The 13,349-nt window shown below is 66.8% G+C and carries 14 protein-coding genes; 12 read left to right on the plus strand and 2 right to left on the minus strand.

What is annotated here, in order from left to right; genetic code table 11:
* Positions 1 to 26: 26 nt before the first annotated feature.
* The 8 genes from C4B30_RS30555 to C4B30_RS30590 all read left to right on the plus strand — a co-directional run bounded on the left by C4B30_RS30555 (position 27) and on the right by C4B30_RS30590 (position 6,939).
* Entirely contained in the window at positions 27 to 353 is a 327-nt protein-coding gene (locus tag C4B30_RS30555) for a YbaB/EbfC family nucleoid-associated protein (protein WP_006482124.1), read from the plus strand.
* Positions 354 to 384: 31 nt separating this feature from the next.
* Positions 385 to 981 (plus strand): recombination mediator RecR, encoded by a 597-nt coding sequence (gene recR, locus C4B30_RS30560; protein WP_027784595.1) that lies wholly within the window; start codon positions 385 to 387, stop codon positions 979 to 981.
* Between the two features lie 49 nt (positions 982 to 1,030).
* Positions 1,031 to 2,236 carry a CaiB/BaiF CoA transferase family protein gene (locus C4B30_RS30565; protein ID WP_027784594.1) on the plus strand — a complete coding sequence of 402 codons (1,206 nt, stop codon included), beginning with the start codon at positions 1,031 to 1,033 and terminating at the stop codon, positions 2,234 to 2,236.
* Between the two features lie 221 nt (positions 2,237 to 2,457).
* Positions 2,458 to 3,219 carry a 5'/3'-nucleotidase SurE gene (gene surE / locus C4B30_RS30570; RefSeq protein WP_027784593.1) on the plus strand — a complete coding sequence of 254 codons (762 nt, stop codon included), beginning with the start codon at positions 2,458 to 2,460 and terminating at the stop codon, positions 3,217 to 3,219.
* Positions 3,216 to 4,148, plus strand: a complete 933-nt coding sequence (locus tag C4B30_RS30575) for a protein-L-isoaspartate(D-aspartate) O-methyltransferase (RefSeq protein WP_027784592.1) — start codon at positions 3,216 to 3,218, stop codon at positions 4,146 to 4,148. The genes surE and C4B30_RS30575 overlap by 4 nt, the downstream gene beginning before the upstream one ends.
* Positions 4,149 to 4,153: 5 nt before the next feature.
* The gene (locus tag C4B30_RS30580; protein WP_027784591.1) at positions 4,154 to 5,059 is read left to right on the plus strand and encodes a peptidoglycan DD-metalloendopeptidase family protein; all 906 of its coding nucleotides are present in this window, start codon (positions 4,154 to 4,156) and stop codon (positions 5,057 to 5,059) included.
* An 11-nt stretch (positions 5,060 to 5,070) separates the two neighbouring features.
* Positions 5,071 to 6,159, plus strand: coding sequence for an RNA polymerase sigma factor RpoS (gene rpoS, locus C4B30_RS30585; RefSeq protein WP_027784590.1), 1,089 nt, complete (start codon positions 5,071 to 5,073; stop codon positions 6,157 to 6,159).
* A gap of 3 nt (positions 6,160 to 6,162) precedes the next feature.
* Positions 6,163 to 6,939 carry a 3'-5' exonuclease gene (locus C4B30_RS30590; RefSeq protein WP_027784589.1) on the plus strand — a complete coding sequence of 259 codons (777 nt, stop codon included), beginning with the start codon at positions 6,163 to 6,165 and terminating at the stop codon, positions 6,937 to 6,939.
* A gap of 26 nt (positions 6,940 to 6,965) precedes the next feature.
* Here C4B30_RS30590 and C4B30_RS30595 read toward each other — a convergent pair whose 3' ends face one another.
* Positions 6,966 to 7,820 carry an endonuclease/exonuclease/phosphatase family protein gene (locus tag C4B30_RS30595; protein WP_027784588.1) on the minus strand — a complete coding sequence of 285 codons (855 nt, stop codon included), beginning with the start codon at positions 7,818 to 7,820 and terminating at the stop codon, positions 6,966 to 6,968.
* Between the two features lie 227 nt (positions 7,821 to 8,047).
* On the opposite strand from C4B30_RS30595, the gene rlmD reads away from it, so the two are divergent.
* Complete coding sequence (rlmD, locus tag C4B30_RS30600) at positions 8,048 to 9,445, plus strand: 23S rRNA (uracil(1939)-C(5))-methyltransferase RlmD (protein ID WP_027784587.1); 1,398 nt, start codon at positions 8,048 to 8,050, stop codon at positions 9,443 to 9,445.
* 63 nt (positions 9,446 to 9,508) lie between these two features.
* On the opposite strand, the gene C4B30_RS30605 is transcribed toward rlmD, so the two are convergent.
* Positions 9,509 to 10,207, minus strand: coding sequence for a Bax inhibitor-1/YccA family protein (locus C4B30_RS30605; protein ID WP_006484459.1), 699 nt, complete (start codon positions 10,205 to 10,207; stop codon positions 9,509 to 9,511).
* A gap of 249 nt (positions 10,208 to 10,456) precedes the next feature.
* Between C4B30_RS30605 and ndk the strand changes: the two genes are divergently transcribed.
* From ndk to C4B30_RS30620, 3 genes are all read left to right on the plus strand, one after another.
* Entirely contained in the window at positions 10,457 to 10,882 is a 426-nt protein-coding gene (ndk, locus tag C4B30_RS30610) for a nucleoside-diphosphate kinase (RefSeq protein ID WP_027784586.1), read from the plus strand.
* Between the two features lie 55 nt (positions 10,883 to 10,937).
* Entirely contained in the window at positions 10,938 to 12,077 is a 1,140-nt protein-coding gene (gene rlmN, locus C4B30_RS30615) for a 23S rRNA (adenine(2503)-C(2))-methyltransferase RlmN (protein ID WP_027784585.1), read from the plus strand.
* 163 nt (positions 12,078 to 12,240) lie between these two features.
* On the plus strand, positions 12,241 to 13,257 hold the full coding sequence (locus tag C4B30_RS30620; RefSeq protein ID WP_027784584.1) for a helix-turn-helix domain-containing protein: 1,017 nt from the start codon (positions 12,241 to 12,243) through the stop codon (positions 13,255 to 13,257).
* The last annotated feature ends 92 nt before the right edge of the window (positions 13,258 to 13,349 follow it).

Raw genomic sequence — 13,349 nt, forward strand, 5'->3', positions numbered from 1 at the left:
TCACACGATCAAGAAGGAGTATTCCCATGTTGAAAGGCAACCTCGCCGGACTGATGAAGCAAGCGCAGCAAATGCAGGAAAACATGAAGAAGATGCAGGAGCAGCTTGCGCTCATCGAAGTGGAAGGGCAGTCGGGCGCCGGCCTCGTCAAGGTGACGATGACGTGCCGCAACGAAGTGCGCCGCGTGTCGATCGACCCGAGCCTGCTCGCGGACGACAAGGACATGCTCGAGGATCTCGTCGCCGCTGCGTTCAACGACGCGGTGCGCAAGGCCGAAGCAACGTCGCAGGAAAAGATGAGCGGGATGACGTCGGGCCTGCCGCTGCCCCCGGGCTTCAAGCTGCCGTTCTGAGCGCGGCGTCCTTGTCACCGTTTGCCGCCGTATGAAACAGCCGTCCGCCTTGTCCGCTCTCGTCGAAGCGTTGCGCGTGCTGCCCGGCGTCGGGCCGAAATCCGCGCAGCGCATGGCGGTTCACCTGATGCAACACGACCGTGAGGGCGCGGAGCGGCTCGGCCGCTCGCTGCTGTTCGCGACCGAGCATCTGCAGCACTGCGAGAAGTGCAACACGTTCACCGAAGCGCAGATCTGCGATGTCTGCAGCGACGAGGAGCGCGATCCGACGCTGCTGTGCGTCGTCGAGACGCCTGCCGACCAGATCATGCTCGAGCAGACGATGACCTACCGCGGGCTGTATTTCGTGCTGATGGGGCGACTGAGCCCGCTCGACGGAATCGGCCCGAAGGAAATCCATTTCGACCGCCTCGTGCGGCGCGCGTCCGACGGCGTCGTCAAGGAAGTCGTGCTCGCGACCAACTTCACGAACGAAGGCGAAGCCACCGCCCACTACCTCGGCCAGACGCTCAAGGCGCGCGGGCTCGCGGTCACGCGCCTCGCGCGCGGCGTGCCGGTGGGCGGCGAGCTCGAGTACGTCGACGCGGGCACCATCGCCCGCGCGATGCTCGACCGCCGCACGATGTAAGCCGGGCGCCGCCCGCGGGCGGCGCCGTTCCTTCATGTCAGGGAGACACATGAGCGTCAGCCAGGGCCCGCTCGCGGGCGTCAAGGTGCTCGAATTCGGAACGCTGATCGCGGGGCCGTTCGCGTCGCGGCTGTTCGCCGAATTCGGCGCGGAAGTGATCAAGATCGAGGATCCGAACGGCGGCGACCCACTGCGCAAGTGGCGCAAACTCCACCCGGAGCAGGGCGGCACGTCGCTGTGGTGGTCCGTCCAGGCGCGCAACAAGAAATCGGTCACGCTCAACCTGAAAGCCGACGCCGGCAAGGCGATCGCGCGGCAGCTCGCGAGCGAGGCCGACATCGTGATCGAGAACTTCCGTCCGGGCCTGCTCGAAAAGCTCGGGCTCGGCTACGACGTGCTGTCGGCCGACAATCCGGGCCTCGTGATGGTGCGCCTGTCCGGCTACGGGCAGACGGGCCCGTACCGCGACCGGCCCGGCTTCGGCGCGATCGCCGAATCGATGGGCGGGCTGCGCCACATCACCGGCTATCCGGATCTGCCGCCGCCGCGCATCGGCATCTCGATCGGCGATTCGATCGCCGCGCTGCACGGCGTGATCGGCGCGCTGATGGCGCTCCATCACCGCAAGGTCAACGGCGGCGCGGGGCAGGTGGTCGACGTTGCACTGTATGAAGCCGTCTTCAACATGATGGAAAGCGTGGTGCCCGAGTACGGCGTGTACGGGATGGTGCGTGAGCGCACCGGCGCGTCGCTGCCGGGCATCGTGCCGTCGAATACGTATGCATGCCGCGACGGCAGCATCGTGATCGGCGGCAACAGCGATCCGATCTTCAAGCGGCTGATGAAGGCGATCGAACGCGACGACCTCGCCGACGATCCCGCGCTCGCGCAAAACGACGGGCGTGTGCCGCGCACGCAGGAAATCGACGACGCGATCGCCGCGTGGCTCGCGCCGCGCACGATCGACGAGGCGCTCGTCGTGCTCAACGCGGCCGACGTGCCGGCCGGGCGCATCTACAGCGCCGCCGACATGTTCACCGATCCGCAGTTCGTCGCGCGCCAGATGATCCAGCGTTTCAAGCTGGCCGACGGCACCGACATTCCGCTGCCGAACATCACGCCGAAGCTGTCGGATACGCCGGGCGAAACGCGCTGGCTCGGGCCCGAGCTCGGCGAGCATACCGACGAGGTGCTGCGCGGCCTCGGCTACGACGGGCAGGCGATTGCCGCCCTGCGCGAGGCCGGCGCGATCTGAGTGCACCCGGCCTGGCGCGTCGCGCCGGGCGGCCCGATGACGGGATGATGTTCCCGAGAAGATTTTCTCCGGCGGAAAACCCGGCGGCCCGGTGTTTTCCCCAGCGCGCGGAACGCCGCCGCGCAGTGCGGCGGCGCAGCGCGTGCCCATGCGTAAACCCGCCCGTCCGCGGTGGCCGGACTGTCGCTCTCGCGCCATCTTTCCTCGGTTACAATCGCCGGATGCGAATCCTACTCAGCAACGACGACGGCTATCTCGCCCCCGGTCTCGCCGCGCTCAGCGAAGCGTTGCAGCCGCTGGCCGAGCTTACGGTGATCGCGCCCGAGCAGAACTGCAGCGGCGCGTCGAATTCCCTCACGTTGTCGCGGCCGCTGTCGGTGCAGCGCGCTGCGGGTACGGGTTTCTTCTATGTGAACGGCACGCCGACCGATTCGGTGCACGTCGCGCTGACGGGGATGGCCGATGCGAGGCCGGATATCGTCGTGTCGGGCATCAACAACGGCCAGAACATGGGCGAAGACACGCTCTATTCGGGGACAGTTGCAGCCGCCACCGAAGGCATCATGTTCGGTGTGCCGGCGATCGCGTTCTCGCTGGTCGACAAGGGCTGGGCCCATCTGGCCGATGCCGCGCGCGTCGCCGCGGAAATCGTCGCGCACTACCTCGCACATCCGCTGCCCGGCCAGCCGCTGCTGAACGTCAATATTCCGAACCTGCCGTACGACCAACAGAAGGGCTGGAAAGTCACGCGCCTCGGCAAGCGTCATCCGTCGCAGCCGGTGATTCGCCAGACCGACCCGCGCGGCGAGCCGATTTACTGGATCGGTGCCGCGGGCGAGGCGCTGGACGCCAGCGAGGGCACCGATTTCCACGCCGTCGCAAACGGCTTCGTGTCGATCACGCCGCTGCAGCTCGATCTCACGCATACGCAGATGCTGCCCGCGACGCGCGAATGGGCGCGCGCCGGAGGGCGGGCTTCATGAGCGGCGAGCGCGCGAAGCGGTTCCCGCTCGCGCTCGAAGATCTCAAGCGAGCGCCACGCAAGTCGGAAGGTCGGGCCGGTGAACGCCAGGTGGCGGGCACGAAGTCGAAGGCCGCCGACAAACCCGCAGCCGTGCTGAAACCGGTTGCGGTGAAGCCGGCCGCCGTGCGGGCGCCGCTGCCGGGTATCGCCGCCGCGAAGCCGGCGACCGCACCGAAGCCGACCGTGCTGAAGCCTGCGCTGCCGAAGCCGGCTGCGCCGAGCATCGTGCCGGCCGGCGCGTTCGCGCTCACGTCGGAACGTGTGCGCGAGCGGATGGTCGAACGCCTGCGCGCGAACGGCGTCACCGATGCGCGCGTGCTGGACGCGATGGCCGCGGTGCCGCGCCACATGTTCGTGGATCCCGGGCTCGCGACGCAGGCCTACGAGGATTCGGCGTTGCCGATCGGCCACCAGCAGACCATTTCAAAGCCGTCGGTCGTCGCGCGCATGATCGAGCTCGCGATGGCCGGCCGCACGCTCGAGCGCGTGCTCGAGATCGGCACCGGTTGCGGCTATCAGGCCGCCGTGCTGAGCCACGTGGCACGCGACGTGTATTCGATTGAACGCATCAAGCCGCTTTACGAGCGCGCGAAGCTGAACCTGCGGCCGCTGCGCGTGCCGAACATCCGTCTGCACTACGGCGACGGGCGTGTCGGCCTGCCGTCCGCGGCCCCGTTCGACGCGATCGTGATCGCGGCGGCGGGGCTCGACGTGCCGCAGGCGCTGCTCGAGCAGCTCGCGATCGGCGGGCGGCTCATCGCGCCGGTCGGCGCGCAGAGCGGGCAGCACCAGGTGCTCACGCTCGTCGAGCGCGTTGCGCACGCGCAATGGCGAGAGTCCCGGCTTGATCGCGTTTTCTTTGTCCCTTTAAAATCCGGAGTGATTTGAAACCGATGAGTATGTTGCGCGCGATGCAAAACAACCGATCCAGGGAACCGCTCACGCTCGCCCAGCGCGCGATCTGTGTGGCTGCGTTCTCCACGTTACTGGCCGCCTGTGCGACGCGGCTCGACAACGCGCCCGTCGTCGACCGCTCCGGCTCGCTCGGCACGACCGCCGCCGCGCAGCCCGCGGTGCCGCTCGGCCCGCCGCCGCCGGGCTTCTACCGTGTGAAGCCGGGCGACACGCTGTACCGGATCGCGCTCGAGAACGGGCAGAACTATCGCGACATCGCGTCGTGGAACAATCTGACGAACCCGAACCAGATCGAAGTCGACCAGTTGCTGCGCGTGGCGCCGCCAGGCGGCGCGGCGGTCGCGGGCGTACCGGCTGCGGGCGTACCGGCCACCGCGCCGATCGCCGGCGGTGCAGTCGCGACCGCACCGCTGAGCAGCGGGCCGGCCACGCCGGCCATGGGCACGTCGTCCTCGCTCGCCGCCACGCCGCCGGCTGCGGCAACCGGATCGAGCGATACGGCTGCCGCACCGAGCGGCCCCGTGACGTTCGCATGGCCCGCGCGCGGCCCCGTGCTGAACGGGTTCGACGATGCGAAGAACAAGGGTGTCAATATCGGCGGGACGGCCGGCGAAGCCGTGAAGGCGGCCGCGGACGGCCGCGTCGTTTACTCCGGCAACGGCCTGCGTGGCTACGGCAACCTCATTATCATCAAACACGATGCAACTTACCTCACGGCGTATGCACACAATCGCGCTTTGATGGTAAAAGAGGGGGACGCGGTAACGAAGGGGCAGAAGATCGCCGAGATGGGTAACAGCGATGCCGACCGCGTGATGCTGCATTTCGAGGTTCGCCGGCAGGGTAAGCCTGTCGATCCGCTGAAGTATTTGCCGCCTCAATAACCGAGACGACCATGCCGAAATCGAAGCGCCACGAGCCGCAAGCCGAGTCTGAGAAGATCAGTCGTGCCACGCAAGCATCGGTGGGGCGAGTAGGTGCTTCGACGGACGACGAGGACGACGCCGCGGAAAACGAACGTGATCTCGATACACGCGACGGCGAAGCGGACGGTGGCGACGACGAGCGCGAAGGCCGCCAGGAAGCGGCGCCCGACGTCGACGATTTCCGCACGCTGCTGCAGGCCGAGCTCACGGCCGACACGATCCAGCATTACCTGAACCGCATCAGCGTGAAGCCGCTGCTGACCGTCGAGGAAGAGCAGCGCTATTCGCGCCTCGCGAAGGCCGGCGAATTCGAGGCGCGCCAGGTGATGATCGAGCGCAACCTGCGTCTCGTCGTCAGTATCGCGAAGGGGTACCTGAACCGCGGCGTGCCGCTGCTCGACCTGATCGAGGAAGGCAACCTCGGCCTGATGCATGCGATCGAGAAATTCGACCCGACGCGCGGTTTCCGTTTCTCGACCTACGCGACGTGGTGGATCCGGCAGAGCATCGAGCGGGCGATCATGAACCAGGCCCGCACGGTGCGCCTGCCCGTGCACGTGATCCGCGAACTGAACCAGGTATTGCGCGCGAAGCGCCACCTCGAAAAGAATTCGATGTCGACGGGCGAGGCGGCCGAGCGCCGCGAAGCCAGCATCGACGACATCGCCTATCTCACCGGCAAGACCGCCGAGGAAGTCACCGATATCCTCGCGCTCAACGAACACACGGCGTCGCTCGACGCGCCGCTCGACCTCGATCCCGCGAGCAGCCTGCTCGACCTGCTGCCCGACGACCAGAGCCAGTCGCCCGACGCCGAGGTGCAGCATCGCGAGCTCGAAACGTTGACGCGCGCGTGGCTGTCGCGGCTGTCCGACAAGCACCGGCACGTGATCGAGCGCCGCTTCGGCCTGAACCATATCGAACCGGCGACGCTCGAGGAGCTCGCCGACGAGATGGGGCTCACGCGCGAGCGCGTGCGGCAGATCCAGCAGGAAGCGCTGGTGCGCCTCAAGCGGTTCTTCGCCTCCAACGGCGTGCGCAAGGACGCCGTTCTGTAACCGATGACTCCGATTCTTGTTTTTGACATCGAGACGATTCCCGATGTCGACGGCATTCGCCGTCTGGAAGACCTGCCCGCGACGCTCGACGATGCCGCGGTGGCCGAACACGCATTCGCCGCACGCCGCGAGAAGACGGGCGGCGATTTCCTGCCGCACCATCTGCAGCGGATCGCGGCGATCTCGTGCGTATTCCGCGACAACAACGGTTTTCGCGTGCGCTCGCTCGGGACGCCGCAGGACGACGAAGCCACGCTGATCCAGTCGTTCTACCGCGTGATCGAGAAATACACGCCGCAGCTCGTGTCGTGGAACGGCGGCGGTTTCGATCTGCCGGTCCTCCATTACCGCGCGCTCGTGCACGGCATTCCCGCCACCCGCTACTGGGATCTCGGCGAGGACGACCGCGAATTCAAGTGGAACAACTACATCTCGCGCTATCACTCGCGGCATACCGACCTGATGGACGTGCTCGCGATGTATCAGGCGCGCGCCAACGCGCCGCTCGATGCGCTCGCGAAGCTGTGCGGCTTTCCGGGCAAGCTCGGGATGGACGGCAGCCAGGTATGGCCGGCGTTCCGGGACGGGCGGATCGACGAAATCCGCAACTATTGCGAAACCGACGTCGTCAACACCTACCTGCTGTATTGCCGGTTCCAGTTGATGCGCGGCGGCCTGACGCCGAGCGAGTACGCGGACGAGATTCTGATCGTGAAGAACGCGCTTGCGCAGGAGCCGGCGCCGCACTGGGTCGAATACCTGGCGGGCTTCGACGCGTAGCGCGGCCCGTGCCGCAACCGGCGCGGTCAGGCCAGTTCGAGCAGCACCGGCTGGTGGTCGGACGCGCGTACGTCCCCGTCGATCTCGCAGCCGACGACGCGCGGCAACAGCGTGTCGGTCACGAACACGAAATCGCACGCGAGCGGCCCCTCCGACCATTGCACCGTATCGTAGACGCCGGCCGTCGGCGGCGGCGTACGACCGGGATGCCGTGCGACCCACGCGTCGACGAAACTCGGCGCGTCGGCGATCGGCTCCAGGAAGCGCCGGTACGCGTCGCTATCGAATGGGCTGTTGAAATCGCCGCAGACGATCGCATCGCGCGGTTGTCCGGTCGCGCTGAACGGCCCCTCGGCGGTTTCGGCGGGAGCCGGGTGTGCCGCGTGCGCGCAGGCCTCGCGATGCCGGTCGCGCAGCGCGTCGACCTGCGCAAGCCGCTGGCGCACCGAGTAATACTCCAGATGCGTGGTGACCACGCGTAACGATCCGAAGGGCGCCTGCAATTCGATGTCGAGCGCGACGCGCGGCATCGACGGTGCGCCGGCGTCGGCCGGCCACGGCAGCGATTGGCGCCGCACGCGCCCGAGCGGCAGCCGCGTCGCGATCGCGTTGCCGAACTGGCGGCGCGGGGCGCCCGGCCGGATGGCCGGCAGGTCGGCGCCGACGGCGTCGACGATCGTATAGCCGGGCAGCAGCGCGGCGAGTTCGGCGAATTGGTCGGGGCCCGGCCGGCCGGGCAGGGCGTCGAAGCCGCGCGTGACTTCCTGCAGGCACAGCACGTCGAAATCGCCGAGTTGACGAATCGCCGCGACGGTGCGGGAAAGATCGACGACGCCGTCGGCGTCCCGACCCCATTGGATGTTCCAGTCGATCAATCGCATGGTCGAATCTCCTGTCGAGCGGAATGTCGGGCCTCGGGCGTTGCCGGGCCGTTTTGCGGCTCGGCTCGGCTCGCCGCAGGCGCGTCCCGAAGCCGCATTGCAGGGCCGCCCGGGCGCCCCACAGGGCTGTCCGTGCGCAAGTTCGGCGCCTGCGTCATCCAAAGCGCGCGACGGGCGCCTTCGTCGTCTACAATCTCGCCTTCTTCAACGTTTGTCAGGAAAAGCTGGTGTCCGAAGCCGTCCCCACTTCTGCGCGCAAATCGAAAAACGCGCCCGTCGCGCCCGGGCCCGCCCCGGTTCTCGAGATCGAATCGCTCGACATGGAAGCGCGCGGTGTCGGCCGCACGATGACCGAGGACGGTCAGCCGGGCAAGGTGATCTTCGTCGAAGGCGCGCTGCCGGGCGAGCGCGTGACTTATTCGAGCTATCGCCGCAAGCCGAGCTACGAGCAGGCGACGGTAGTCGACATTCTGCGCCCGAGCGTGATGCGCACGCAGCCGAAGTGCAAATTCTTCGGCACCTGCGGCGGCTGCTCGATGCAGCATCTCGACATGCGCGCGCAGGTGGCGGTCAAGCAGCGCGTGCTCGAGGACAACTTGTGGCATCTGGCGAAGCTGCGTGCGGAAACGATGTTCGCGCCGATCCACGGTCCGTCGTGGGGCTATCGCTACCGTGCGCGCCTGACCGTGCGCAACGTGGTGAAGAAGGGCGGCGTGCTGGTCGGGTTCCACGAGAAGAAGAGCAGCTACGTCGCCGACATGACGAGCTGCGAAGTGCTGCCGCCGCACGTGTCGGCCATGCTCGTGCCGCTGCGCCGGCTCGTCGAAGGGCTGTCGATTCGCGACCGGATGCCGCAGATCGAACTCGCGGTCGGCTCGGCCGTCACCGCGCTCGTGCTGCGCGTGCTGGAGCCGATCAACGCGGACGACGAAGCGCTGCTGCGCGCGTTCGCGGACGAGCACAACGTGCAGTTCTGGTTGCAGCCGAAGGGCCCCGACACGGTGACGCCGTTCTATCCGCTCGACGTATCGCTCGACTACACGCTGCCGGAATTCGGCATCCGCATGCCGTTCAAGCCGACCGACTTCACGCAGGTCAACCACCAGATCAACCGCGTGCTGGTGGGCCGGGCGCTGCGCCTGCTCGCGCCGTCGCGCGACGATCGCGTGCTCGACCTGTTCTGCGGGATCGGCAACTTCACGCTGCCGCTCGCGCGGCTGTCGCGCGAAGTAATGGGCATCGAGGGCAGCGACACGCTGACCACGCGCGCGCTGGCGAACGCACGCGAGAACGGTGTCGACGGCCACACGACGTTCGCGTGCCGGAACCTGTTCGAAGTGACGGGCGACGACCTCCGCGCACTCGGCGCATTCGACAAGTTCCTGATCGACCCGCCGCGCGAAGGTGCGCTCGCCGTGTCGAAGGCGCTGGCCGAGATCGCGCAGAGCGGCGAAGGCCCGCTGCCGAAGCGCATCGTCTACGTGTCGTGCAACCCGTCGACGCTCGCGCGCGATGCGGGCCTGCTCGTGCACGAGGCCGGTTACCGGCTGAAGGGCGCCGGGGTCGTGAACATGTTCCCGAATACGTCGCACGTCGAATCGATCGCGCTGTTCGAGCGCGACTGAGCCGGGCGGCGGACGTAAAAAAACCGGCCCGCGGGCCGGTTTTTTCATGGTGCGCAGCGAACGTCAGTTGCGGTTGCCGCCGAAGATGCCGAGCAGCGCGAGCAGGTTCGTGAACACGTTGTACAGGTCGAGGTAGATCGCGAGCGTGGCCGAGATGTAGTTCGTCTCGCCGCCGTTCACGACGCGCTGGACGTCGAACAGCATGTAGGCCGAGAAGATCGCGATCGCGAGCACCGACACGGTGAGCATCAGCGCCGGCAGTTGCAGGAAGATGTTCGCGACCGACGCGAGCAGGATCACGATCACGCCCATGAACAGCCACTTGCCGAGCCCGGAGAAGTCGCGCTTGCTGACGGTGGCGATCGTCGCCATCGTGGCGAAGATGATGCCGGTGCCGCCGAACGCGAGCATGATCAGCGACGGGCCGTTCGAGAAGCCGAGGATGAAGCTCAGCAGCCGCGACAGCATCAGGCCCATGAAGAACGTGAAACCGAGCAGCACGAACACGCCGGCCGCGCTGTTTTTGGTCCGCTCGATCGCGAACATGAAGCCGAACGCGATCGCGAAGAACGCGAGCAGGCTCATCATCGGGCTCGTGGCCGCGAACAGCGAGAAGCCCGTCGCGACGCCGACCCAGGCGCCCAGCACGGTCGGCACCATCGACAGCGCGAGCAGCCAGTACGTGTTCCGCAGCACGCGGTTGCGAACCTCGGCGGTGCTGACGGAACCGCCGCGGCCGAAATTGTACGGATAGTCGTTCATGGTTTCTCCTAACATTGAACGCGTGAGCGTCCGGGGCCGGTTCGGCGCGCGCGATGTGCGGCGCAGCAAACCGGGGCAGCTATGGCTAAGATACGTTCCGTGCCGCGAGGTTTCAATGGCTCGGCGGCACAAAACATATGGATTCTGAACCTTTCATTCGTGTAAGGGTTCAATCGCAATGATACACGGGATCGTGCTACAATAGCGGATTCATTTGAACCTGTAACTTCTTAATTTTTTGGAGTTTTTATGGCAATCGAGCGCACCCTGTCGATCATCAAGCCGGATGCGGTGGCAAAGAACGTGATCGGCCAGATCTACAGCCGTTTCGAAGGCGCCGGCCTGAAGATCATCGCATCGCGCATGGCACACCTGTCGCGCGCCGACGCAGAGAAGTTCTATGCGGTTCACGCAGCGCGTCCGTTCTTCAAGGATCTCGTCGATTTCATGATCTCGGGCCCGGTGATGATCCAGGTTCTGGAAGGTGAAGGCGCGATCCTGAAGAACCGCGACCTGATGGGCGCGACGGATCCGAAGAAGGCGGAAAAGGGCACGATCCGCGCCGACTTCGCCGACAGCATCGACGCGAACGCCGTGCACGGCTCGGACGCTGCGGAAACGGCAGCGGTCGAAATCGCGTTCTTCTTTCCGGAAATGAACGTTTACTCGCGTTAAGCCCTGGCTGACAGCAAGTAGGCAGGATTCAGCGCACGCGGCAAGGCAGCACATCATGACGAGCGAAACTTCCGTCAATCTTCTCGACTTCGACGCCGAGGGTCTTGTCGCGTACTGCGGCAGCCTGGGCGAGAAGCCGTTCCGCGCCAAGCAGTTGCAGCGCTGGATCCACCAGTACAACGCCGGCGATTTCGACGGCATGACCGATCTCGCGAAGTCCCTGAGGGAGAAGCTCAAGGGCCGCGCATCGATCGTGATGCCGGACATCGCCAGCGATCATGTTTCCGCCGACGGCACGCGCAAGTGGCTGATCGACGTCGGAAACGGCAATGCGGTCGAAACCGTGTTCATCCCGGAAGAGACGCGCGGCACGCTGTGCGTGTCGTCGCAGGCCGGGTGCGCGGTGAACTGCCGCTTCTGTTCGACGGGCAAGCAGGGCTTCTCCCGCAACCTGTCGACAGCCGAAATCATCGGCCAGCTCCGGATGGCCGAATTTGCATTGCGAGCGTCGCTGGGCCGCGCGCCCGGCCCGAACGGCAAGGCCGAACGGGTCGTCACCAACGTGGTGATGATGGGCATGGGCGAGCCGCTCCTGAATTACAGCGCGGTCGTGCCCGCGATGCGGTTGATGCTCGACGACAACGCGTACGGCCTGTCGCGCCGTCGCGTCACGCTGTCGACGTCCGGCGTGGTGCCGATGATGGACCGCCTCGGCGCCGAGTTGCCGGTCGCGCTGGCCGTTTCGCTGCATGCGCCGAACGATGCGCTGCGCGACGAGCTGGTGCCGCTCAACAAGAAGTATCCGCTTCGCGAGCTGATGGCTGCGTGCCAGCGTTATCTGAAAGTCGCGCCGCGCGACTTCATCACGTTCGAATACTGCATGCTCGACGGCGTCAACGACACCGAAGCGCATGCGCGCGAACTGCTGGCCGTCACGCGCGACGTGCCGTGCAAGTTCAACCTGATCCCGTTCAATCCGTTTCCGGAATCGGGCCTCATCCGCTCGAAGCCGGAACAGATCAAGCGCTTCGCGCAGGTCCTCATCGACGCGGGTGTCGTCACGACCGTGCGCAAGACGCGCGGCGACGACATCGACGCCGCGTGCGGGCAACTGGCCGGCGCGGTGAAGGATCGTACGCGCCTGGCGGAACGAACGGGCGCAGCAGGAAAAATCATCGAAGTTCGGGCAGTTTGACGGGGGCACCTGGCCGGGGTGCCCGAACCCTTTGGCGGTGCAACACGCGAATAGCGATCGGTCGCGGCGCCTCGGCGCCGCGCATGGTATGAACCGTTGCGGGTGCCGGCCGGCGGAAGCCGGCGGCAGCCGCCAGTGAAGAAGAATCGACGCGAGGACAAGGATGAGTGAGCCGCAGCCGTCTAACGGCGCAGAGACGAATGCCGCGAAGCCGGCACCGGCGGGGCTGGAATCGCTGGCGGCGGTCGGCAGCCGGCTGGCGCAGCTTCGGGAGACGAAGGGCTGGTCGGTCGACGACGTGTCGGCGCGACTCAAGGTCGCACCGCAAAAGCTCCGGGCGCTCGAGGCCGGCGACATCAGCCATTTGCCCGGCGTGACGTTCGCGCTCGGGGTCGTGCGCAGCTACGCGAAGATGCTCGGCGTCGATCCGGAACCGTTTGCGCAGGCGCTGCGCCGCGAGCGCGGGGTGCCGGAAGTCGACCTGTCGATGCCTGCGTCGTCGGGCACGGATCTGCCGCGCGGCCGCGTGTCGATTCCGTTGGGCAGCTCGTCGCGCCACCATCCGTGGCTGTGGGGAACGGGGATCGTCGTCGTCGCGGTGGTCGCCGTACTGATGTGGCACACTGGCGGCGATTCGGCGAGCCTGCTCGCGCGCTTCAAGGGCGGCGACGCCGAGCATGCGTCGGCCGCGAGCGCGGCGGCGGCATCGTCGTCTGCCGAAGAAGCGGCCACGAATGACGCGTCGACGGCGGTGACGAATGAGGTTCCGGCGCCGGCTACCGCATCGGCTGCTCCGGCGCAGGCGATTGCGTCGGCTGTTCCGGCGCCCGCGGCCCCGGTCGCGACGGCCGCGGCATCGCAGCCCGTGGCGGCAACGGCGGCGGCGAGCACGGCCGCGCCGGCCCAGCCGGCGAGCGTCGTGGTGGCGGCAGGCCAGTCGATGATCGAATTGAAGGTCAAGCAGGATTGCTGGTTCAGCGTGCGCGACAAGAACGGCAAGGAGCTGTTCTCGGCGCTGGTGCGGGCCGGCGAAACGAAGCAGGTTGCAGGTGAGGGGCCGTTCAAGGTCACGATCGGCAACAAGGCCGGCCTCGACGCGGTTGCGTTCGACGGAAAACCTGTCGATCCGGCAAAATATTCGGCAGCGCGGGGTAACGTGGCGCGGTTCACGTTGCCCTGACGTCAAGCGCCGTGGCGAAGGCTTGCCGTCGATCTCGGCAGGCCGTGAGGGCACGGCGCTTTTTCAATTCATGCGTCGCGTCGCGGCGCATT

The organism is Burkholderia sp. BE12 (genome assembly GCF_002959955.1).
In the GTDB taxonomy this organism is placed as follows: domain Bacteria; phylum Pseudomonadota; class Gammaproteobacteria; order Burkholderiales; family Burkholderiaceae; genus Burkholderia.